We start from the raw sequence: 20,778 nt of genomic DNA on the forward strand, positions 1-20,778 counted from the left end.
GGATTCCCCGGCCGGGCAGTCGTAGCGGATCACTCAGGGATCCGACGGACCGCTGCCCCGGGAGCAGGAGCGTGGGACGTTCCGCTCCCGGGACAGCATGCCGGAGGTCACTCAGAGCGCCGTCCGGCGTCCGGGGCGCTCTTCGGTCGAGGAACCTAGACGGACGTCGGGGCCGTCCAGATCGGGATCTCGGCTGCCGACGGCGCCGCCCAGATCGCGATGTCGGACGCCTCCGGGGCCGTCCAGATCGGGAGGCTGGATGCCGCCGGGGCCGCCCAGATGGCGACGTCGGTGGGCGCGGCGACGGCGACCGGGGCGGCGAGAAGGCCTGCGGCGGTGACAGCGGCCGCGATGGTGGTGAAGCGCAAAGACATGGTTCCTACTTCTGATCGGATTCGGTTGATCGGCATGGAGTGCTGCGGAGCCGGCCGCTGGGCTGCGCGGGGCTCGCAGGCGGCGGCACGGCGGGCCGCGCGCCCGACGAGCGGGCTGGACGTCATTCATGGGCAGTGACCTACGTCTTGGTCGGGTCGTTGGCGGCGATGGTCTATGCGGGTCGGCGCTGGCCGGGCAGCGCCCGGTCCTGCTGGAGGTCGAGGAGTTCCCTGAAGAGGCCGTCGGGCTGGTCGGCGAGCTCGTGCCAGGTGCCGGTCTGCACGATGCGGCCCTGGTCCATGACGACGATGCGGTCTGCGAGCTTGGCGTTGGCGAGGTTGTGGGTGACCAGCAGGGTGATCCGCCCCGGTGCGAGGTCGCGCAGAGCGTGCAGGATCTTGTGCTCGGCGCGTGGGTCGAGGTCGGAGGTCGGCTCGTCGAGGATCAGCAGGCCAGGCCGGCGATGGGTGCGGTAGAAGGCGCGGGCGACCGCCGCACGCTGCCAGCCGCCGCCGGACAGCTCGGCCCCGCCCTGCCAGCCCTGCGCGAGCAGCGTGCGCCAGCCCGAGCGCAGCCGGGCCACGGACTCGTCGAAGCCGGTCAGCGCCGCGGCATCCTTCACCGGCTGGTGGGGGTCGGCATCGTGGTGGCCAAGGTGGATGTTCTCTGCTGCCTGGAGGGGCCAGCGGGCGAACTCCTGCGGGACGCGAGCGACGTTGGTCCACAGCGCGTCGGCTTCCAGCTCGCCGATCGGGACGCCGTCCCAGGTGATCTGGCCGCCGCCCGGCTGGGGCAGGTAGAGGCCGGACAGGAGCTTGAGCAGGGTGGACTTGCCGGAGCCGTTCTGCCCGATCACAGCGACGACTTCGCCTTGGTGCAGGGTGAGGTCGAGGCCGCGCAGCGCCGGGTCCTGCTGCTCGCCCGGGTAGGCGTAGGTCAGGGCGGTCACGTCGATGCGCTTGGGCGGTTCGGGGACGAGGTCGCCCCGGGCGATGCGGTGGCCGCCAGCCTCGTCCAGGAACGAGAAGAAGTCGTCCAGGTAGAGGCCCATCCTGTACAGCCTGGCGCCGTTGCCGACCATGCCCTGCACGCCGCCCGCAGCGGTGCGCAGTGCGAAGGTCGCGGAACCGGCGGCGGCGAGCCCGATGCGGCCGGTGGAGACCAGGACGAGCAGCGCGCCCCACATCAGCGCCGCTCCGGTGCCGGTGGCGAGTGCGGCGAGCAGCGACACCCGGGCGGCCTGGGTGCCGGCCCGGTCGGTGATGGCGACGATCCGGGCCTCGGCGGCGCGGTACTTCCCCATCATGAACGGCAGGATCTGGTCGGAGCGGACCTGATCGGCTCGCTGCTTGTCGATCAGGAACCAGCGGTAGAAGCGCAGGGCGGCGCGTTCGTCGTTGGTGGTGATGGTGGCGATGTAGTGGATGCGGGCGGTGCGGACCGCGGCGAGCCCGGCGGGGATCGAACCGAGCAGGAGGAACGGCACCAGCCACAGGTTGAGAGTGGCGAGGACCCCTGCGGCGGCGATGAGGGAGACGGTGGAGGCGATGACATCCTGCGCCGAGGCGAGCAGGTCGGGGGTGGTGGCGGCTCCTCGGTCGGCGGACTCCCATCGTTCGTTGTAGGCGGGTTCGTTGTAGGCGGCCAGTTCGGCGGAGCACCCGGCCTCGATCAGCGCGAGGTCGGCTTCGCGGTTGACGCGGGGCGCGACCCGGCCGGCGAGCGTCATGACCGCGATGCCGAGGGCGGCCCGGAGTGCGGCGGAGGCGGTGAGGACGGTCAGGGACGGTGCGGCGGCGCGGAGATGGTCGGTCACGGGGCCGGGACGTAGCAGTGCGGTGAGGGTGCCGGTGGTCGCGTACAGGGCGAGTGCCCCGAACACGCCGCTCGCGGCCTGGGCGAGGAGGAGCAGCAGGGTGGAGCGGCGGTCGGCGTGCCAGGCGAGAGCGAGGGAGCGGCGGATCAGCTGCGGCAGGCGCCGGATCATGGTGCGGGTGGAGATGGACTCGCCGACTTCTCGCCGCTTGTCGCCGGGGAAGCTGTAGCGCAACTCCTCGTCGTGCTGCTCGGGTTCGTCGTCGGGCCGGGTGTCGGCTGCCTCGGCGGTGGTCTGGCTGGTCTCGGTCACGTTGCTCCCTGGTTCGGCGGCTGGGCGGCAGGTACGTGTGGGCAGGCCGGTGAACCGGGTCGGCAGGGCGCGGTGGCGCGCTGTCGACCCGGTGACGGGCATGCTCGGATGGCAGCGACGCCGGTTGGCGGGCTGCGAGAGGAGGGGTTCCTGGTCGAGTCCCCGATCCTGGCAGTACGCCGCCGACGTGTCCGGCGTGTCCGGCGCGGGCTCATCCGATCCGGGTAAATCCGCTTCCACGTCGGCGGGTTGGCGGATGTCGATCAACGAACTGCGATGGGATGGTGAGGCTGCGCGCGCCAGCCTGCTGATCGACTGGTCTGGATGTCACACCCCGTCCGGTGAGGCGGGCTTGGTGTAGCCGGAGGCGACGCTCCACCCCCACGGGTAGCCGAACTGGCGCTCGCCTTGGCCCCGGACGCAGGTCATCCGGTACCCGGCCTCATCCACCCATGCCGGATCGCGGGAGAGGGCTTCGAACGCGATGACGGCCCCGGTCACCGCACGCAGCGGCGCGAGCACCTGCTCGTACAGCTTCCCGCCGTCGACGGTGGTGACATCGGTGCCGTAGACGGCACAGAACCGGTCGTACTCCTCGGGATCGGTGGAGAATGCGTCGCGGGACCATGCCAGGAACGCCAGGTCGACCAGGGGCGTGCCGACCTTGCACTCCTCCCAGTCGATCAGCGCGGGTCCGGCGCTGGTGCGGATCGCGTTGAAGGTGGCGAGGTCGCCGTGGACCAAGGCCGTCTCGCCGGGCCAGTGGGTGGTGCGGAACAGGTCTCCGAGTTCTTGGATGTGGCCGGTCAGCCACCGGCGGTCGGGGTTGGTGAGGACCTGCTGCGGGATCTGCTCGATCCGGGCCAGCAGGGGCGCCGCAGGGTCGAGGGGCGGCAGGTCCAGGTCGGCGGGAACTGGCAGGGCATGCAGTTGGGCGAGGGCGCGGGCCAGTTCGGCGGAGGACAGGCGGGCGCCTTCTCCGAGGTCGTGGGTGAAGGTGACGAAGTACGGCCCGGCAAGTACGGGCCAGCGAGTGCCGGCCGGGCGGGCGGTGAGGACACCGCTGTCGAGCAGCCACTCGGCGAGCCTGACCTGCCGGACGACCTCGGCCCGGCCGGTACCGGCCTGGTGGACCTTGGCGATCACCGGGCCGTCGAGGCCCGCCTTCGGCAGGCGCACCACCCAGTTGCGGTTGTGGTGGATCAGCTTGCCACCGTCCGTGTTGAAGCCCTGCGAGGCGCTGGCCGCCTCCAGGGCCCCCCGCACGGCGGGGGGCATCTGCGCCGCGCCGGGTACGTCGATCACCCCACCAGCGATGGTCTTCGTCTTCATCGCCGCGCCTCGGTCTGTGCGTGGGGGGTCGGGCGGGGCTTGGTGGTGGGCGGGTTGGGGTCGGGCGGGCAGCTCATGATCGTCATCGTCCTTCGGTTGGGGGAACTCGGTGACGGCCCGACGGCAGGCGTGCCGCCCAAGGCGACCAGTGAGTTCGAGAGGGGCGGGCGAGCCTCAGGCCGTCAACTGGCCTGATTCTGCGCCGGGTTGGGCATCCGGGCGTGCGGGGCCTCCGGGACCCGGGAGGCAGGCCGGGGGCTGGGTCGGGACGGTGAGCTGGCTGCCCGAGCGCCACGTCCACGGGTAGGGGCGCGCGGGATCGCCGAGCGCGGACAGGCAGGACAGCCGCAGCAGGTACTCCGGGCGCCACTGGGGGTCGTGAACCGCGTGTTCGGCGGCGGTGATGACCCCTGCCGCGGCGGCGCGGGCGGCCAGCACCGCGTAGGTGCGGCCGGTGTCGTCCTGGGTGATGTCATGGCCGTACTCGGCGTGGAACCGCTCGTAGTCCCTCGGGTCGACGCCGAAGCCGTCCCGGCGGAACGCCTCGGATGCCAGGTCGAGGCCGGGCGGGCCGATCGCGGCGACCGTCCAGTTGATCAGGTTCGGGATGCCGTCGCGTCCGACGACCGTGTGCGACGGGTCGGTGTTCCCGTGGACGAGACGGCGGCGGGTCAAGGGCTCCAGGTGGTTCCACAGCCGCTCGACCATCTGGAGGCACGTCCACACCTCCCTGCGGGCGTCACCGTTCACCACCGTGGCGGGCAGGGCATCAAGGCGCCGCTGGAGGCTGGCGGTGGGGACGGTTTCGGGCAGGGGAAGGCCGGTGGGGGCGGGGAGGGCGTGCAGGAGGGCGAGCAACGCGGCTCGTTCCTCCGGGTCGGCGGGGCGGCCAGGCCCGAGGTCCCGTGTGAAGGACACCATCTGGCCGCGCACGGAGGTCGGACGTCCGAGCGGCCGCGCGGTCGGGATGTCGTGTTCCAGCACCCAGGAGGCGACCGTGGCCTGCCGTAGGGCGGCCTCGCGGGTCGTCCCGAGGCGGTGGATCTTGGCGACGGCTCCCGCTCCGTCGTCGGCGGCGGGGAGACGGAACACCCCGGGTGTGAGGAGGGTCGCGCCGGTGGTGTCGAACCGCATCCGTGCGGCGGCGGCTTCGAGGACGTGGTGCTCGGCGGCGCCGAGGCCGCTGGCCGGGCCGGGTCCGGCCAGCTCCGGGGTGGCCATGACGATCCGCTTAGTCTCGATCATGATGCTCCTGTTCGAGGTCGGTGGTCGGACTGCGCCAGACCCTGCTGGGTCAGCGGGCGAGCCGAACCCGGGTGCCGGGTCACCGGGTCACCTGGGGTTGGTGTCGCAGGTGCGGGGTGGGGTTCGGCGGATGATCGTGCAGCCCTCCAGGGCGACGACCAGGTGGACAGCGACGACGAACCGGACGAGCGGGTACCGGAAGTCGACGAAGTCGGTGCGGGTCCTGCTGGCCGGAGCCCCGGGGCGGGCCTGGTGGAGGAAGCCCCGTACGCCGGCGGGCTCGGCATGGCGGACGCGGAGCAGGGCGCTGCCCGTGGCTCCCAGGTGCGGGCAGTAACGGTCGGCGATGTCGGCGCAGGGTTGGCAGGTCGGCGGATGCATGGTGAGCAGCTGCTCGGGCCAGGCGTCGCCGCCCTGCGGGTCGTCCTCGATGAGCCACAGGGTGCCGTCCGCGGTACGGTCGGCGGGCTGCTTGCAGCCTTGGCAGAGCAGTTGGCGAAGCGCCCGACGCTGGCGGGGCCCGTGGGCGTCGCCGAGCCGGGGCCTGCCGGTGGGGCGCCCACCCCACCGGGCCCACAGCACCCCGGCCTCGTCCCGGTCGTAGGGGCCTTCGTCCTGGTAGCGAACTCCGGTGGCGGTGAGGAGGACGGCCGGGTCGAGGAGCTTTTCGCCTTCGCGGACGATGACCCACGGTGCGCCGCTGCGCGCGGGCGCGGCGGGCGCGCTCACGCCGTGTCCTGCGGCAGGTAGGGCCGTCCGGGTTGCCCTTCGGGGAGGGAGTCCGCGCCGATCACGCGCAGCGCGGGCAGCGGCCCCGCGTAGTTCTGGTCCTCGGTGACGGTGAGGAGGGTCCAGCCGCGCCAGGTGCCGGCGCGGGCGAGGAGCCCGTCGTGGCGGGTCTCGACGCCGAGGGTCATCCTGCCGGGGGTGGCGAGGTAGGCGGTGCTGGTGCGTGGGGCTCCGGGCAGGGCTCGGCGTACGAGCTGGTCGGGGTCGGGGCCGCCGGGGGCGTGGACTTCGGTGCGCAGGCCCTGCGGGTAGGTCGCGGTGGTGGAGGTGTAGCGGCGCGGGTGGCCGTCGATCCCGGCCGTCACGGTCGGCTGGTCGGGGTGGGTGGCGAGCAGCAGGACGGGGATGCCGGTGCGGGCAACCATCCGGGCGGCTATGTCGCCGACCGCCAACGGCGCGGCGGGGGCGGTAATGGAGGTGGTCATCAGGCGGACTCCGGCGGGGCCAGGAGGAGTGGTCGGGGACGGTGCCGTGCTGAACACGGCGGCGCGGCTCGCTCCGGGGATCAGCACAGGGCGGCGCCGACGGCGGCACGCAGCCGGTCCAGGTCGAATTCGGCGAGCAGCGGCCGGTGGTCGCTGAGGTGTTCGAGACCGCGAACCGCGTCGAAGGAGAGCAGCGCGCCGGCGGTCTGCGGATCCGCGTAGGCGCGGTCGATGCGCTGTTCGCCGCCCTGGCCGGGCTTGCCGTATCCGGCGGTCGGGGTGAGCGGGGAGCTGTCGCCGGTGCGGTCGGCGTGGTGGCGGGCGAGGTCGACGTATCCGGCGGCCGTCAGGTCCTCGTCGGGCCGGGTATCGGCGACCCTGCCGAGGGTGGGGTGCAGGCAGGTGCGGTCGTGCAGGTGCGCGAGGTCGGTGATGTCCGCGAGGTCGGGCACTTCCCCGACCGCGTAGGAGTTCCAGTCGCCCATTGCCAGGACGCGCCCGTTCCTCTTGATGACGGTGCTGTACCACTCCGCTTCGATGAGGCGGGTCGTGGGGCTGAAGTAGCTGGAGTGCTCGCCGACCAGGACCAGCGCGCCGGGCAGGGTGGTCCCGGTGTCGTCGCGCAGCGCGACCTGGAGGTTCACCTTGGGGTGCCACGGGGCGCGGCGGTGCTGGCCGGTGTACTCGGCGGTCAGTGCGTACGGGCCGTCGGGGCGCAGCAGGATCGCGTTCTGGTTGGCACTGACAGGGGTATCGACGGCCGGGTAGCCGACCATGCCGAGGGCGTTCTCGACGCGCCGCAGGTCGTCGCCCGGTTGCAGCTCCGCCCAGAACAGCACGTCCAGATTCTGGCCGGCGAGCCAGTCCGTCGCCTGGTCGAGGTGCTTGCCGTGTTCGACGTTCCAGAAGGCGACCCTGGAGCGTGGTCCGGTATCGGTCAACTCGCTTTCTCCTGTTCGTGGTTGGTTGGCCGCAGGAACGCCGCGAGGAGCGGTGGCCGAGCGGGGTTGGTGGCGGGGGCACCGGGTGCGGCTTATGGCCGGGGTGGTCAGTGGGAGCGGGCTTCGAGAGCGGCGTCGATGCGGGCGGCGTCGGGCAGCGGGCTCGTCCAGCGCGGCGCTCACCGTCTGGTCCGTCGCCGCAGCCGGGCCAGCCCAGTCACAACCGGGGTACCGAGGTGGTCGGCCAGCCGCCGTTCGCGCCGGTGACGGCCCCGGCGAAGGCTCTCCGGTCGCTGTCCCACGACCGGCTCGGACTGGCCGTCGCAGCCCGTACCGGGTGGTAGGGCCGGTCGGCCGGGCACACGAGCCAGCACCACCGGCTGCCGCCCGCTGCGGGAGCCGGCGTCCAGCGCGTACAGGTGCCCCCACACCAGGTTGTCCAGGTAGGTGATGCAGCGGGCGCAGGCGTACATGGTGACCGTGGTGGTGGCGGTGGAGACCGGGCCGATCGGCATGACCAGGAGGCCCGTCCGGTCGCAGTACAGCCAGCAGAAGCCCACGAACCAGGGGTTCTCGTCGCCGGGGACAGGCGGCTGCGTGCGTTCTCCCCAGGCGAGATCCACGAGCGCCCGGGGCGGAAGGGCGACGTCGACCAGCGGTACGGCGGTCGGTGCGGCGGCGGGGAGCAGCTCCGGAGCCCCCGGGGCGCCGCAGGCAATCAGGTTCGCCAGCTCGGTGAGGCGTGCGATGCACTCCTCGCAGGCCCGCATCGGGGCGAGGGCGTGGTGGACGGACACCGGGCCGAGCCACCTCACCGCCACGTTCTCGCGGGCGCACGCCAGCCAGCACTTCCCTGCCGCCCACACCGACCGCTCCCCCGGGTCGGCCGTGGCAGGGTTCGTGACGTACGCCTCGATGCCCGGGATGATCCGGCGGCCGAGGTCGGTTTCGAGGAGCAGTGTCACGTCGCCTGCCCACCCCCTCCTGGGAGTTCCCCGCGAGCGGCGGACCGGGCGTGGCCGGCTCCGGCGAACCATGCGGACAGTCCGGCCCCCGGGGTGCGGGTGCGGCGTACCGGGCCGGTCGGGAACAGCGGTCCGGTCGCCTCGGGTCCTCGGAACGGCGGCTGGCGGCGGCGCAGCGGAAGCACGGTGCTGGGTTCTGTGTTGAGGGCCGCGAGCGGAACCACGCGGAAGGAGCGCCCCGGCCCGGCCGCGGTGTAAGCAGCCGGGTCGACCTGCGGGGCGGGACGGTCTCCTCTGAGCGGGCTGAGGACGAGCTGCGGCGGGCGGGGCATGCGGATGGGTTCCGTTCGGTTCGGTTGGCGGAAGTGGTGGCACGACTACTGCGGGCCGGTCGGTCGTTCGGGTGACCGGGAGAAGTGCGGCGGTCGGGCAGTTGCTGGTCACAAGGGGTGGGCGTCAACTTGCTGACCGAAAGCGGTGGTTCACGATGCGATCACTGGGGTGCTTGTGGCAGGGTCTGGCGGGTGCTGTTGGACTACGCGGACGTCCGCGACCACCGAGACTTTGACCTTCTGACCGCCCAGGGCCTGTACGACCTCGCCGCTTCGGGAAGCCCTGAGGAGCAGGCCGCTGCGTTCGCTGCCACCGCCCTGCGCAACCCGTCGGTGCGCAACGTGCTGGAGCGCCTGGCGGAACTGAACCTCCCTGCCTGGTACTTGACTGCCGGGAGCCTGTTCCAGACCGTGTGGAACGCCGCCGCCGGGCGGGCCGACCTGGGAGCGGGGATTCGGGATCACGATCTGTTCTTCTTCGACCCGGATACCTCCTGGGACGCGGAGGATGCCGTGATCAAGAAGTGCCTGGCGGCGGTCGCCGACCTCGGGGTGGAGCTGGAGCCCCGCAACCAGGCCCGGGTGCACTTGTGGTACCCGCAGAAGTGGGGCAAGGAGATCGCCCCGTACCGCGACCTGGCCGACGCCATCAGCTCGTTCGCGGCGACGAGCTGCTGCGTGGGGCTGAGCCTGGACGCGGGCGGCAAGCTGGCCGTGCACTCCACCCACGGGTTCGCGGACCTGTTCAACCTCGTGCTGCGGCCAAACCCGCTGACCGTCGCCCCGCAGGCGGTCTACGACACCAAGGCGGAGCGGTGGATGCAGGAGTGGCCGCAGCTGACGAAGCTGCCGTGGGTGGAGCCGACCAGTCGGCCGTGAGGCCGGTGGTCAGCCGACGGTCAGGCGGAGCGCGGAGTGGTCGCTGAGGCGGCTGGTGCGCACGTCGTGGTCGAAGCCGACCAAGGTCACCCGGGCGTGAACGTCGGGCGTGGTGAAGACGTGGTCGAGCCGCTGGCCGCCTTTGGGCCCGTACCAGGTGAGGTCGGCGGCGTCCGGGTGGGTCTGCCGGTAGGAGTCGACCAGCCCGAGCCGGCGTCCGAAGTCCAGGTAGAAGTCGAAGTCGTGGTCCTCGAACAGGGCGCGGCTGGGAGCCGGGCCGTGGCCGGGCTCGACCACGTTCAGGTCGCCGGTCACCAGGATCGGGACGGTCGGCTCGGCGGCGGCCCGGGCGCCCAGGGCGGTGATCACGCGTCGTTGGTAGGCCCGGCGGGCGGTGCTGCTCTCGGCGCTCATGCCGTTGGTGAGGGAGTAGAGGCCGACCACGTCGAGGTTCCCGAAGTGGGTGGTGAGGCGCACCGCGTGGAAGCGGGAGTCCTCTCCGTCGAGGTGGACCGGGCGGCTCTGGTAGCCCTTGGTGGCGATCACCGTCATGTAGCGGTCGTTCGGGCCGGTGCGGGGGCGGGTGACCTTGAAGCCGGAGCTGGTGAGCTCCCGCACCAGGAGGTCACCGGCGTCGTTGACCTTGACCTCGGTGAGGACGAGCACGTTGGCGCCGGTGCCGTAGATCCAGTCGAGCTGTCGGCGGACCCGGTCGGCTGACGGGCTCTCGATGTTGAGGGCGAGCAGCCGGAACTCGCTGGCCGCGACGCTGTCCTCGACGGTGTTCGCGGTGCCGAACAGGAAGTCCTGCTCCTGGCTGTTGGTCATGCGGTCACTTCCTGGGTGGCGGGCCGGGCGGCGAGGACGTCGGAGATGGTGGCGTTGATGACCGGGAGCGGCATGCGCTTGGCGTCGCGCTGGGCGTCGGTCTCGGACTGGGCGCCGCGGGCGGTGAAGGACCCGCCGCTGGGGGCGTCGATGATCCGGAAGGCGTCCTTGGTCGCGGGGCCCCGCAGGACGAGGGAGATCGTGCCGGCGTCCGCGTGGACGGAGTGCACGGCGGTGTGGTGCAGGACGTAGTGGTCGCCGGGGCGCTCGGTGCGGATCTGGCGGGGCACGAGGGTGGCGGGGTCGATGGTGTCGAAGCCCTCGTTGGTGCCGTACTGCACGTGCTGGTAGGAGCCGGTGAGGATCATCGACGCGAACGACCAGCGGTGGTCGTGCGGCCGGTCGAAGTAGCCGGGCCGGAACCGGTGGAGCCGCACGCGGTAGCGGTCGCCCTGGTGGATGACGAGCTTGTCGAGGAAGTCGAACTGCTCGCACATCGCGCCGAGTCCGGCGTCCCCGGCAAGGGCTGTGAGGAGGTTGGCGAGCAGCGCCCAGTTGTTGCGAGTGAGGGCGTCGAACGCCTCGGTGGTGGCGCTGGCCACCGCCGGGAGGTCGTCCCAGTCGAGGCCGTCGAGGCTGGGCAGGAGGCCGGTGGTCACGAGGCGGCTCCGATCGGGTTCGTCGCGGCGTCGAGGAGGTGCCGAAGCGCGGGGTGCATCCGGTAGTAGCGGCGGGCGGGGCCGGTCTGCGGCTGCCCGGCGGGCAGGGCCCCGGTGGTGGCGACGTGTCGGCAGACATCCGTGAGGAGGCGGAGCTGCGTGTCCTTGACGGCTTGGCGCAGGTCGGGCGCGTCGGTGGGCACGTCGCTGGTGGCGAGGACGTGGCCGGCGTCGACCTGCTCGGTGACGTGGTGGACGCTGCACACGACCGGCTGGCCGGTCAGAACGGCCCAGGCGACGGCGTCCATGCCGCGGTAGGCGGGCAGTGCACCGTTGTGGGCGTTGATGGTGCCGAGCAGGGGGACGGCCAGGACCGTCGGAGGGATGACGTCCATGCCGATCAGGACGAGGAGGTCGGTGCCCCAGTCGGCCAGGTGGGCGGCGGCGGCGTTCCAGTCGCGGTGGGCGACCCGGTGGTGGGCCAGGGGCGACGCGGCGAGGGCGAGCCGGGGGTGGGTGGCGCGGGTTGCGGGGTACCAGGGCGTGCCGTAGGCGCTGCCGGGCGGCTCCTGCTGCTGGCCGCCTTCGTGGAGGACGACTCCGGTGATCGGCAGGTTGTGGGCGGCAGCGAGGAACTGCGGCAGCCCCCGGGAGTCCGCGCCGGCGAGGACGGCGATGCGGGGCTCCGGCGCGCCGGTCGGCGCCGGAACGACGGGGGTGGCGTAGGCGTGCTGCCTGGCGATGCTGCTGGACAAGGTCGGGGGGACGGTGGTGGTGTCCAGGGCTTCCAGTGTGGCGGCCAGGGTGGTCGCGCCCTGTTCGCTGGCGGGCACGGGGGCGACCAGGCAGATGCTGAGGAGCTTGAGCGCGGCGTTCAGGTAGCGCGGGTCGGCGCTGTTCTTCGTCAGCTCCAGCCAGTGCCGGGCGAGGGTGAGGTAGATGTCGGCGAGATCGGCGTCCACCGTCGCGGCGGTGCCGTCGATGGGCGGGCGGGCAAGCGCGGAAGTCTCGACGGCGTGCAGCAGGGCCTCCTCCGCCGGGTCGTTCGCCCGGTGGTGGCCGGCGCGGGAGGCGAGCCAGATGCGGGTGGCGGCGCGGACCTGGTGGTCCGCGAGGGTGGGCCGGGCGATGAGCAGCGGAGGGCGGGAGGTGAGCGTCACGCCGCTGGCGGGCGGGGCGGGCGGGGGCTGGAGGGCCTGGCCGCGCAGGTCCCGCAGAGCCGCGACGGTGATGGTGTCGCCGTCGGTGCGGGCCTCGTCGGTCAGGGAGTCGGGGGTGATCACCGGGCCACGTCCTTGCTGACGGCGGCGAGCGTGGCGATGTGGTGGTCCACGGCCTGCTCGTCTCCGGGGTAGCCGAACAGCGGGGCCTTGATGAAGGAGTTGATGAATTGCTGCGCGCCGCCGTAGGTGGCCGGGTCGACGGTGGGCACGGTCGTCCACGGGGTGGTGCGGCTGGGCCGGTGGAACAGGGGCTCGTTGGCGATGACGGCGGTGGAGCCGGGGATGTCGAACTCGGTACCCAGGGCGGTGAGCAGGTCGGTGAACTCGGCGGCGGTGACTACGGCGGCCTGCTCGTGGAAGTGCAGTCCGAGGACGTACAGGCCGTTGGCGCCACGCTGCGGGTCGACGGTGGTCAGGGAGACGACGGGGTTGCCGTCGAGGGCGGCGGCGAAGCGGTCGAGGATGCCGCGGCGGCGCTCCTCGATGTCGTCGGCCTTGGCGAGCTGGTCGAGGCCGACGGCGGCGTTGAGGGTGGTCATCCGCGACTTGAGGCCCATCCCGGTCAGGGCGTACTGGTAGTACGGGGCGGTGGGGCTGATCTCCTTGAACGACCGCTTGTTGTAGTGGCCGTGGAGGAGGGCGAGTTCGCGGAACTTGTCGTGGTCGGTGACCAGGACGCCGCCCTCGCCGGTGGTGATGGCCTTCTGGTTGGTGGAGAAGACGGCCATCGCCCCGAAGGTGCCGACCCGATTGCCGCCCCAGGACGCGAAGTGCGCGTGGGAGCAGTCCTCCAGCAGCAGCAGGTCGTTGTCGCGGCAGAACTGGGCGATGGCGGTCATGTCGCAGGGGTTGCCCCACATGTGGGTGACGATGACGGCCCGGGTCCGGGCGGTGAGAAGGCCCGGCAGGTCATCGGGGTCGAGGTTGCCCCAGCCGTCGGCGTCGGCGAAGACCACCTTCACGCCCTCGTAGGCGAAGGGGGTGGCGGTGGCGAAGAAGGTGTAGGCGGGGGCGATGACCTCGTCCCCCTCGCCGAGTCCGGCGGCAACGCACATGGCGTGCAGGGCGGAGGTGCCGGAGGAGTAGGCGATGGCGTGGCGGCTGCCGACGAAGCGGGCGAACTCCGTCTCGAACTCGCCGATCACCCCGGTGGCGTCCCGCTCGGAGAGCGACCGGTCGAGCTGCCGGTCGACGGCCTGGCGCAGCTGCGGGTCGATGTGGGGCCACGTGTAGGGGGCGGGCTGGTTCACGGTCGTTCTCCTGACGTGGAGGGCGAGTTGGTGAGGAGGTCGGCGAGCAGGGCGGCGACCCGGTCGGTGGTCGTGGGCAGGTCCTCGCCGGCCGGGACGGTGAGGACGTGCCAGCCGTCTGCGGCGGCCATGTCGCGCAGGCGTTGGAGGCCGCGTTGCTGGTAGTCGAGGAAGGAGTCCCGGCCGAGCGTGGGGTAGGTGCCGTGCATGCCGAGTTCGGCGGGCCGCAGCTGGTGGGCCTTGCGCTCCCACAGCAGGACGGGGTCGACGTCCAGGAGGACCGTGTGGTCGGGGCGACGTACCCGGCTGAACAGGTGGGTGATCTCGTTGGTGCTCCAGCCCTGGCCGGTGAGGCGGGAGGCGAGCTTGAAGTACCAGCCGTCGACCAGGACCGGACCGGCGGTGAGCGCCGGGGTGATGACCTGCTCGCCGTGGGCGGTGAACCAGCTCGCCTGGAGGTGGGCCCAGAAGTTGTCCGAGAGGTCGGGGGCGTCGCCGCTGTGCCAGAGCATCCGGGCGAGGGGTTCCATCAGGGTGGTCGCGTACTTGGAGCTGGTGGAGACCTGCCTGCGGTCGATGTGGCGCAGCCCGAGGTGGGCGAGGGCGTCGGCCACCGCGGTGGCGAGGGTGGTCTTGCCGGCTCCGTCGGGGCCTTCCAGGGCGATGAACGGCGCGGCGGTCACTGGGTGGCCTCGTCGGTGAAGACCTCGCCGAGCTGGTCGAGGGCCCGCTGTGCCTGGTGACCGACTTCGGCGAGGTACAGCAGGTCGTCGGTGGTGAGCCGGGCGGGGTCGCAGGTCAGGTTCTGCTCGACCTGCGCCGCGGTGGTGAAGCCTGCCAGCACAGCGGCTCCGGGCCAGCGGCGCAGGCAGTAGGCGAGAGCGGCGTGGGCCAGGGGGTCCGGGCCGTTGCCGAGGTGGTGGCGGATCTCGTCCAGGTACGGGCCAAGGACGGTGAGGGCGGGTTCGGTGAACCACGCCTTGCGCTGGCGGTGGTCTCCGTCGGCGAAGGCCGGGGGCGCGGCGGCGGTGTGCTTGCCGGTGAGCAGGCCCTGCCCGAGCGCCTTGTTCACGATCACCGTCACGGAGTGGGCTGCGCTGAACTCGCGGATGCCGTCGGTCGCCGACGGCGGGGTGAGGAGGTTGTCGCGGACGGCCAGGACGTCGGGGCGGATCTCGGCGAAGTGGCGGCGGAACCGGGCGTGCTTGTCCTCGCGCTGGCCGGGCTCGGTCGTCAGGCGCTCGGGGGCGAAGCGGTGCGGGCCGCGCATGCCGACGGAGCGGATCAGGCCCTCTTCCTGGAAGCCGCGCAGGGTCGCGACGGCCTTCTCCAGCAGGGCGTCTCCGGGCCCGAAGTCGGCGTTGTGCAGGGAGTAGACGTCGAGGTGGTCGACGCCCAGACGCTCCAGGGTGCCTTCGAGGCGGCGGCGCAGGTGGGCGGGCTCCATGGCGTGGTCGGTGCCGGGCTCAGTGAAGTAGCCGACCTTGCTGGTGACGGCGAACTCGTGGCGGGGGATGCCGCGCAGGAAGGTGCCGAGGAGCTGTTCGGAGTGGCCGTGTCCGTACACGTCGGCGGTGTCGAAGAGGTTCGCGCCGAGGGCGAAGGCCCGCTCAAGGCCGGCGAGGGCCTGGTGGTCGTCGGCGGTGCTCCAGCCCATCGGCATGCCGAGGTTGTGGGCGGGGCCGCCGATCGGCCAGCAGCCGATTCCCAGGCGTGAGCAGGTGGTGCCGCTGGGCAGGATGAGGGTGCCGCCGGGGTGCGCGGGGGTGTTCATGCCGTTCTCCTCTCGGTGGTCGGGACGGGTGGGTTCAGGTGCCGCAGGGGTCGGCGGCGTTGATCAGCTGCCAGCCGTCGGAGTTCGTCCAGCGGTCGTGCTGGTCGCGCAGGCGCTCGGCGTGCCGGGCCGGGAGCGCGGCGGTGAGGGCGCGGACTTCGGGCCCGACGACGGCGCGCAGGTGGTCGAACTCGCGGTCGAGCATGCTGGCGATGCCGTCGGCGAGCCGGTCGGTGTCGCCGACGGACGGGGTGCTGGTGATCTCGTGGAGCATGCCGGTCAGGACGGTGTAAGCGGAGTCCTTGAGAACGGTTCGGGCCGCGCGGACGGAGTGCCGCGGCTGGCCGTCGAGGACCTTCTCCAGTGACTTGAGGGTGTAGTCGAGCGGGAAGCTGCGGTCGATCCACAGCTGGGCCGCCGAGCTGGCCTCTCCGATGCGCGCATCGAGGTAGCGGGAGTCGACCCGGCCCATGGAAGGCCTGGCCGCTCCGGTCAGCCCGGCCTTCTCGGCCATCTTGGTGTAGGCGGCGCCGACCAGGCACTCCATGCTGACGAGCATGTAGGAGATCCCGGAGTGCAGCGGCCGGCCGGTGGTGTGTTCGGCGACGAAGTCGGGGTCGCGGACGCCTTCGACTATCTCCTCGACCGGCAGGTGCGGCAGCGGGTGGAGGAGGAGGTCGGTGCGGCCCTGGAAGGCGTGGGTGGCTTCGAGTTCGGCCAGGCTCATCAGCGGGTCGAAGGTGATGTAGGTCAGGCGGGTCGACACGTCGAGCGCCGAGAGGGTGCGGATCGCCAGGGCGTTCTGCTCCGCGCTGGTGTCCTTGTTGAAGCGGGTGAGGATCGAGTCGACGCCCGACTCGACGCCGAACAGGCAGCGGCGGAGACCGAGTTCGGTGAGCTTGCGCCACATCGCGGCGCGTTCGACGTGCCAGCCGAAGTCTCGGCCGGGGTGGTAGACCTGCTCGATTCGGCAGCTGGTCTCCCAGCGGAAGCGCGCGTCGTGGAACATGTGCGCGAGGTCCAGGGCGCGGGTGACGGCGTCGGGCCCGCCGCCCATGAACTCCTCGTCGACGCTGTAGATGGTGCGGGAGGTGTCCGGGAAGTGGTCGAAGACCCGGCTCATCTCGCCGAGCATCCACGGCAGGGACGCGGGCTCGGCCCCCGACCACTGGCCCTTGTGGCCGCGCGGGCAGAACGAGCAGGCGCTCTTGCATCCCCGGGAGCACTCCAGTTGGGCGACGCCGTCGTTGGCGAACGTGGCCGGAAGCAGGTCCAGCTCGGGGAGGATGTCGGTCTGGTTCCGGTTCGGGACGGTGGCGGTGCGGCGGCGTGCGAGCTGGAGGCCGCCGCCGCGGGCGGCCCCGGTGAAGCCGATCCCCTGGATCGCCTCCCGCTCCAGCTCGCCGTGCCAGTGCGCCAGGACGTCCTGGATGGTGGCTTCGCCCGCGCCGCGGGCGATCAGCAGCTTGGGGTACCGGCCGAGGAGAAGTTCCTCGTTGCGCACGGTCAGGCTTCCGCCGGCGACGATCAGCGGCGGGTTCGGCAGCCGGTACGCGGTGTCGAGAAGTTCGGTGAGCAGGTCGTGCTGGCCGAAGGTCGCCGAGACGCCGAGGATGTCCGCCGGGTTGTCGACCAGGTCCTTGGCGAGGTCGGCCATGGTGACGCCGAGCTGCATGTCCAGGAGCCGGACTTCGCCGAGGAGGGTGGTACGGGCGGCTCGCGCGAGGTCGCTGATGCCGAGAGGGAACCGCGGGAGGGGGAACGTCTCGGGGTGGTAGAGCGCGGCGATGGTGACAGCGGGCCGGGTGAAGTAGTGGGCGGCGGTGTCATCCAGGTCGGCGAGCGTCAGCCAGCTGGTGTCCCGGTCAAGGCGAAGGTGATCGGCCAGGCGTGCCGGCCAGGCCCTGGTGGTGTGCGGCTCGCCGGACAGGTCGGCGACGACCCAGCGGCCGTCGAGGCGCTCGATGAGGATCAGGCGGCGGTCGAGGGTGCCCGTTACCCGTACCCGGCCGCTCTCGTCGGCAAGGTGCGTTTCGAGGTGTGCCCGAAGCGCGGGCGGGTCGACGAGCAGGAAGTCCGACTCGTCGGCCGCCGTGTCGGGGAAGTGCGGGACCGCGAGCCGAAGAGCTTCACGGAGCCGTTCGACGGCGAGGGGTAAAGCGGCGGGCGTGGCGCTGACGATCACGGGTGTCCTCCTCGGGCTGGAAGGGGCGGGATGGCGACGCCGACGGTTCGCGTCGGGGGGTGCCCCGCCGGGGTCAGGTGAGAGTCGCCCCCGGCGGGGCTTGGGCCCGCTCGGGGGAGCGCGGGCCGTGGATGCCGGTGGCTCGCGGGCCCGGCGGCACCGCCGGGCCCCCGGCGGATTGGGGTGGGCACCGGAGGGACGTTCCGGTGCCGGTCGCTGCCGGGCCGTCCGGCTTCCCGACGAAGCCCACGGCCCGGCCCGGCCCCTCCCCCAGTGAAGGGGCGCCTGTTGGTTCGGGGCTGGACCCTCGACCAGCCCCGGCCGCTCTCACCTCGCCCCCGGCGAGGTGAGAGACCGGCCGCGTCTTTCCGCCCTGGGGCGGAGCTCATCTGCCGACTGCCCCCGCCTGCGGCGTCGGGGGTCGGGGTTGGGCGTGTTCGGTGCTACGCCGCGCGGCGGACGGGTGCGGCGCGCGCTCCGGGCGTTCGGATCACGCCGACCCGTATGACGGGCGCCATCGTCGGCAGCAGCATCGCGGCACGGAACGACGCGATCAGTCCGGCCGTCCGGGCGGCACAGGCCGCGTCGCCCTGCTCCAGCTCCGGCCGCACCTCCACGAGGGGGGCTCGGCCGTGATCGGGCAGGGCGACGACGATCTCGAACCAGACATCCCGCACCGTGCCGCTGTCCGCTCGGCGAGTGCCCCAGCCGCTCGCGTCCGCGTACGACTTGACGATCAGCAGGCCCCGGCCGCTCTCTGCGTTCGCCGGCACGGGCGAGGGGCGGACGGTCGGCGTGGTGTTCGCCTTGCACGGGTCGGTGACGGTGACCCGCAGGACCGACCGGTCCCGGTGCACTGCTGCTTCGACGTGGAGGACTTCGTGCTCGTCCTCGCCGTCGATGCTGTGCGTGAGCGCGTTGGTGGTCAGCTCCGAGGCGCAGATCAGGACCGCGTCGAGCTGGTCGTCGGTCAGGTCCAGGTAGGACAGGTCCGCGCGCAGCTGCTTGCGGACCTCGCGGATGGAGGCGCGTCTCGCCGGGACGGTTCGCTTCGAGATGACGGTGCTGTGCATGGCAGATCCTCCGGGCCGGGTTGGTGGTGCGGCTGGGGGTGAATCCGGTGACGGCCCGGAGGCCGCCGAGAGCACGCTCAGGTGCCGCTGCGCGGGGCAGCGGGCAGCGGGGCGACTTCATGCGGGGCTTGCAGGTCGAACTGGTGAAGGTGACGCCCACCTGCGGGAATCGTCACTATCAGCCAGCGGCCTGTGACAGACAGCATGACGGCTGATGCACCGTCAGTGCAAGACGTGCATCTGAAATCTGTGAATTATCAGTTATCGAAGCAAGGTTCTATTGCCATTGGCGGCTGGTGGTGGCGAACCAGCGGCGGAGACGTGCACACTGGTCCACGGACACAGACGGAGGGGAAACGCATGGCCGCAGCAGTGCCCCAGGTGCGGTATCGGCGCGTCGGCGCCGAACTTCAGCTGCTCCGCAAGCAGTCGGGCAAGTCAGCTCAGGAAGTGGCAACGGCCGTCCCCGGCATGAACCTCATGAAGCTGAGCCGCTACGAGAACGCGGCCGTCCAGCTCAAGCCCGAGGTCGTGAAGTCGTTGCTGGACTTCTACGAGTGCGGCCCGGGCCTGGCCGAGGTCCTGCTGGAGGGCCTTCGCGATACTGGCCGCCCCGGCTGGGTCGCCGGCTATGGCGATCTCAACCCCTTGCACCAGGATCTGATCAGGCTCGAAGAGACCGCGGTCAGCTGCCGGTCCTACGAGGTGTCCTACATCCCCGGCCTGCTCCAGACCCGGCGTTATGCGCGCACCATCATCGCCTCCGGATCGCACCGGGGCGCCAGCCTCGAGGCCCGAGTCGAAGTCCGGATCAACCGCCAGTCCGTGCTGACCCGCGAAGACGATCCGTTGAAGCTGTGGACGGTCATCCACGAGTCGGCGCTGACGATGAAGGCGCCCGACAACGTCATGGAAGACCAGCTCGACAGGCTCATCCAGTGGAGCGAGCTGGGCAACATCACGATCCAGGTCATGCCAGCCCTGGCACCTCCGCACGCGGGCCAGAACGGTCCCTTCACGCTGCTGGAGTTCCCACACCGAGACCTCGACCTGGTGCTGCTGAGCGACATGATCAGCAGCAGGTGGGTCGAGAAGCCCACGGAGGTCGAGGCGTACCGCGTGGCCTTCGATCAGATCATGGCGACTGCCCTTGGTCTGGAAGATTCCCTCAGCCTCATCCGCGAGAAGAGAGATCAGCTCAAGTGACCTACTACCGCAATGCCGCCGACCTGCCGGTCGTCTGGACGAAGGCAGTGGACAGCAACCCCAACGAGAACTGCGTCGAATGCGGCATCCTGGCCGGCACCGTGGTGATGCGCGACAGCAAAGACCCGCACGGGCCTGCCCATGCCTACCCTCCGGTGAAGTTCGACGCGTTCCTGACCGCCGTCGCTGGCCGGACTCTCGTCCCGGTCGCCTGATCCGCACCAGCTTGTACGGCCCGACGCCTCCGCGCGGTGTCGGGCCTTCGGCGTGCCAGCAGTCCTGCGGACTGTCGTACCTCGCCCAGGACTGGTAGTTCAGGGAAGCTCGCGGAATTCGCCGTTCGCCGCGCCGCTCTGAAAGGCTCGCCACTCGTCCTGGTCGAAGACCAGAGGCGGGGCGTCCGGGTCGGCGCCGTGGCGCATCACGATGTACTCCCCGACGAACGCGATCTGCGGGCCATCGAGTGCGTCCGGCGCGGCCAGCCACTGGGCCCCGGTGAGGTCGAGGTCGTGGGGCTTCGGAGTGCGGCTGGACGGGTCGATCACGTCTGGTCTCCTGGTCGGTCTGCGGTCCGATATCGGCGTGGGCTCCCGCCAGTATCTCTGTACGGGCCAGCAGTCTCGGCGCCATCCTGAGCAGGACGACGGGCAGAGGTTCGCCCTGACCAAGCAACGAGTCGTTCTGCTGCTCGGCGGTGAGTGTGCCTCCGGGCGGGCGTGCCACGGGCGTCCGTTCTGTTCGGTGGGCCGTCAGGGCCGGGGTCGCGGCGTCCTGGGCTGTGCCGTCTGGCCGACTAGTGGTCGGTGGTCAACAGGACGATCTCGATGGCGAGGGCCCCAAGCTTCTCCTTATCAGGCGGGTAGATGCCGCGCAGGGCAGCGAGGATGCCGTCCCGGTCGGCGGCCGGGTTGATCGCGGCCGGGGTCTCGTTGTCGAGGAGGGCCACGAAGTCCGGGTAGCGGTCGACCCGGACGACTTCGCACGTGGCCGACTGGTCGTGTTCGGTGTGGAAGTCAATCCGGTCGCCGGGCCGGATCAGTGCCTTGGCCGGGCTCGCGGTGCGTACCTCGACGGTCTTGGTGCCGCTGGCGACCAGGGCGTGGTACTCGGGCAGGAGGTGCAGGTCGTGCGTCCTGGCCGGGCCGCCGTAGTCGGGCAGGGAGCGGCGA

21 protein-coding genes are annotated in these 20,778 nt (G+C 71.7%); 3 read left to right on the forward strand and 18 right to left on the reverse strand.

The window, feature by feature from the left end:
• Positions 1–155: 155 nt before the first annotated feature.
• From SM793_RS08635 to SM793_RS08670, 8 genes are all read right to left on the reverse strand, one after another.
• Positions 156–374, reverse strand: coding sequence for a hypothetical protein (locus SM793_RS08635; RefSeq protein WP_320437472.1), 219 nt, complete (start codon positions 372–374; stop codon positions 156–158).
• A 173-nt stretch (positions 375–547) separates the two neighbouring features.
• Positions 548–2,503: an ABC transporter ATP-binding protein gene (locus SM793_RS08640; RefSeq protein ID WP_320437473.1), complete on the reverse strand. Its 1,956-nt coding sequence runs from the start codon at positions 2,501–2,503 to the stop codon at positions 548–550.
• 327 nt (positions 2,504–2,830) lie between these two features.
• Positions 2,831–3,835, reverse strand: coding sequence for an aminoglycoside phosphotransferase family protein (locus tag SM793_RS08645; RefSeq protein WP_320437474.1), 1,005 nt, complete (start codon positions 3,833–3,835; stop codon positions 2,831–2,833).
• Between the two features lie 174 nt (positions 3,836–4,009).
• A complete protein-coding gene (locus SM793_RS08650) occupies positions 4,010–5,080 on the reverse strand; it encodes a phosphotransferase (RefSeq protein WP_320437475.1) in 1,071 nt (356 codons plus the stop codon).
• A gap of 87 nt (positions 5,081–5,167) precedes the next feature.
• The gene (locus tag SM793_RS08655; RefSeq protein WP_320437476.1) at positions 5,168–5,809 is read right to left on the reverse strand and encodes a hypothetical protein; all 642 of its coding nucleotides are present in this window, start codon (positions 5,807–5,809) and stop codon (positions 5,168–5,170) included.
• Positions 5,806–6,294, reverse strand: a complete 489-nt coding sequence (locus tag SM793_RS08660) for a hypothetical protein (protein ID WP_320437477.1) — start codon at positions 6,292–6,294, stop codon at positions 5,806–5,808. The genes SM793_RS08655 and SM793_RS08660 overlap by 4 nt, the downstream gene beginning before the upstream one ends.
• A gap of 80 nt (positions 6,295–6,374) precedes the next feature.
• Positions 6,375–7,235, reverse strand: coding sequence for a hypothetical protein (locus tag SM793_RS08665; protein WP_320437478.1), 861 nt, complete (start codon positions 7,233–7,235; stop codon positions 6,375–6,377).
• 179 nt (positions 7,236–7,414) lie between these two features.
• The gene (locus SM793_RS08670) at positions 7,415–8,200 is read right to left on the reverse strand and encodes a hypothetical protein (RefSeq protein WP_320437479.1); all 786 of its coding nucleotides are present in this window, start codon (positions 8,198–8,200) and stop codon (positions 7,415–7,417) included.
• A gap of 524 nt (positions 8,201–8,724) precedes the next feature.
• Between SM793_RS08670 and SM793_RS08675 the strand changes: the two genes are divergently transcribed.
• Entirely contained in the window at positions 8,725–9,411 is a 687-nt protein-coding gene (locus SM793_RS08675; protein WP_320437480.1) for a nucleotidyltransferase family protein, read from the forward strand.
• Between the two features lie 9 nt (positions 9,412–9,420).
• On the opposite strand, the gene SM793_RS08680 is transcribed toward SM793_RS08675, so the two are convergent.
• From SM793_RS08680 to SM793_RS08715, 8 genes are all read right to left on the reverse strand, one after another.
• Entirely contained in the window at positions 9,421–10,239 is an 819-nt protein-coding gene (locus tag SM793_RS08680) for an endonuclease/exonuclease/phosphatase family protein (RefSeq protein WP_320437481.1), read from the reverse strand.
• A complete protein-coding gene (locus SM793_RS08685) occupies positions 10,236–10,898 on the reverse strand; it encodes a hypothetical protein (RefSeq protein ID WP_320437482.1) in 663 nt (220 codons plus the stop codon). The genes SM793_RS08680 and SM793_RS08685 overlap by 4 nt, the downstream gene beginning before the upstream one ends.
• Complete coding sequence (locus SM793_RS08690; RefSeq protein ID WP_320437483.1) at positions 10,895–12,181, reverse strand: formyltransferase family protein; 1,287 nt, start codon at positions 12,179–12,181, stop codon at positions 10,895–10,897. Before SM793_RS08690 ends, SM793_RS08685 begins: the two co-directional genes overlap by 4 nt.
• Complete coding sequence (locus SM793_RS08695) at positions 12,178–13,371, reverse strand: DegT/DnrJ/EryC1/StrS family aminotransferase (protein ID WP_320437484.1); 1,194 nt, start codon at positions 13,369–13,371, stop codon at positions 12,178–12,180. Before SM793_RS08695 ends, SM793_RS08690 begins: the two co-directional genes overlap by 4 nt.
• Positions 13,368–14,054, reverse strand: coding sequence for a dTMP kinase (locus tag SM793_RS08700; protein ID WP_320437485.1), 687 nt, complete (start codon positions 14,052–14,054; stop codon positions 13,368–13,370). Before SM793_RS08700 ends, SM793_RS08695 begins: the two co-directional genes overlap by 4 nt.
• Positions 14,051–15,145 (reverse strand): aldo/keto reductase, encoded by a 1,095-nt coding sequence (locus SM793_RS08705; RefSeq protein ID WP_320437486.1) that lies wholly within the window; start codon positions 15,143–15,145, stop codon positions 14,051–14,053. Before SM793_RS08705 ends, SM793_RS08700 begins: the two co-directional genes overlap by 4 nt.
• Positions 15,146–15,179: 34 nt before the next feature.
• Positions 15,180–17,330: a radical SAM protein gene (locus tag SM793_RS08710; RefSeq protein WP_320437487.1), complete on the reverse strand. Its 2,151-nt coding sequence runs from the start codon at positions 17,328–17,330 to the stop codon at positions 15,180–15,182.
• Between the two features lie 443 nt (positions 17,331–17,773).
• Positions 17,774–18,403 (reverse strand): ATP-binding protein, encoded by a 630-nt coding sequence (locus SM793_RS08715; RefSeq protein WP_320437488.1) that lies wholly within the window; start codon positions 18,401–18,403, stop codon positions 17,774–17,776.
• 360 nt (positions 18,404–18,763) lie between these two features.
• On the opposite strand from SM793_RS08715, the gene SM793_RS08720 reads away from it, so the two are divergent.
• Positions 18,764–19,609 (forward strand): helix-turn-helix transcriptional regulator, encoded by an 846-nt coding sequence (locus SM793_RS08720; protein WP_320437489.1) that lies wholly within the window; start codon positions 18,764–18,766, stop codon positions 19,607–19,609.
• Positions 19,606–19,824, forward strand: a complete 219-nt coding sequence (locus SM793_RS08725; protein WP_320437490.1) for a DUF397 domain-containing protein — start codon at positions 19,606–19,608, stop codon at positions 19,822–19,824. The genes SM793_RS08720 and SM793_RS08725 overlap by 4 nt, the downstream gene beginning before the upstream one ends.
• Before the next feature lie 99 nt (positions 19,825–19,923).
• On the opposite strand, the gene SM793_RS08730 is transcribed toward SM793_RS08725, so the two are convergent.
• Positions 19,924–20,154, reverse strand: a complete 231-nt coding sequence (locus tag SM793_RS08730) for a DUF397 domain-containing protein (protein ID WP_320437491.1) — start codon at positions 20,152–20,154, stop codon at positions 19,924–19,926.
• Positions 20,155–20,402: 248 nt separating this feature from the next.
• A partial coding sequence (locus SM793_RS08735) for an ASCH domain-containing protein (RefSeq protein ID WP_320437492.1) occupies positions 20,403–20,778 on the reverse strand: 376 nt, incomplete at its 5' end.

This window comes from Kitasatospora purpeofusca (assembly GCF_034043715.1).
Classification (GTDB): Bacteria; Actinomycetota; Actinomycetes; order Streptomycetales; family Streptomycetaceae; genus Kitasatospora; species Kitasatospora purpeofusca_A.

Bases quoted from the DNA above. Each gene is read 5' to 3' on its own strand.
- SM793_RS08635 (WP_320437472.1), bottom strand. From the start codon at position 374: ATGTCTTTGCGCTTCACCACCATCGCGGCCGCTGTCACCGCCGCAGGC.
- SM793_RS08645 (WP_320437474.1), bottom strand. From the start codon at position 3,835: ATGAAGACGAAGACCATCGCTGGTGGGGTGATCGACGTACCCGGCGCG.
- SM793_RS08650 (WP_320437475.1), bottom strand. From the start codon at position 5,080: ATGATCGAGACTAAGCGGATCGTCATGGCCACCCCGGAGCTGGCCGGA.
- SM793_RS08660 (WP_320437477.1), bottom strand. From the start codon at position 6,294: ATGACCACCTCCATTACCGCCCCCGCCGCGCCGTTGGCGGTCGGCGAC.
- SM793_RS08680 (WP_320437481.1), bottom strand. From the start codon at position 10,239: ATGACCAACAGCCAGGAGCAGGACTTCCTGTTCGGCACCGCGAACACC.
- SM793_RS08705 (WP_320437486.1), bottom strand. From the start codon at position 15,145: ATGAACACCCCCGCGCACCCCGGCGGCACCCTCATCCTGCCCAGCGGC.
- SM793_RS08715 (WP_320437488.1), bottom strand. From the start codon at position 18,403: ATGCACAGCACCGTCATCTCGAAGCGAACCGTCCCGGCGAGACGCGCC.
- SM793_RS08720 (WP_320437489.1), top strand. From the start codon at position 18,764: ATGGCCGCAGCAGTGCCCCAGGTGCGGTATCGGCGCGTCGGCGCCGAA.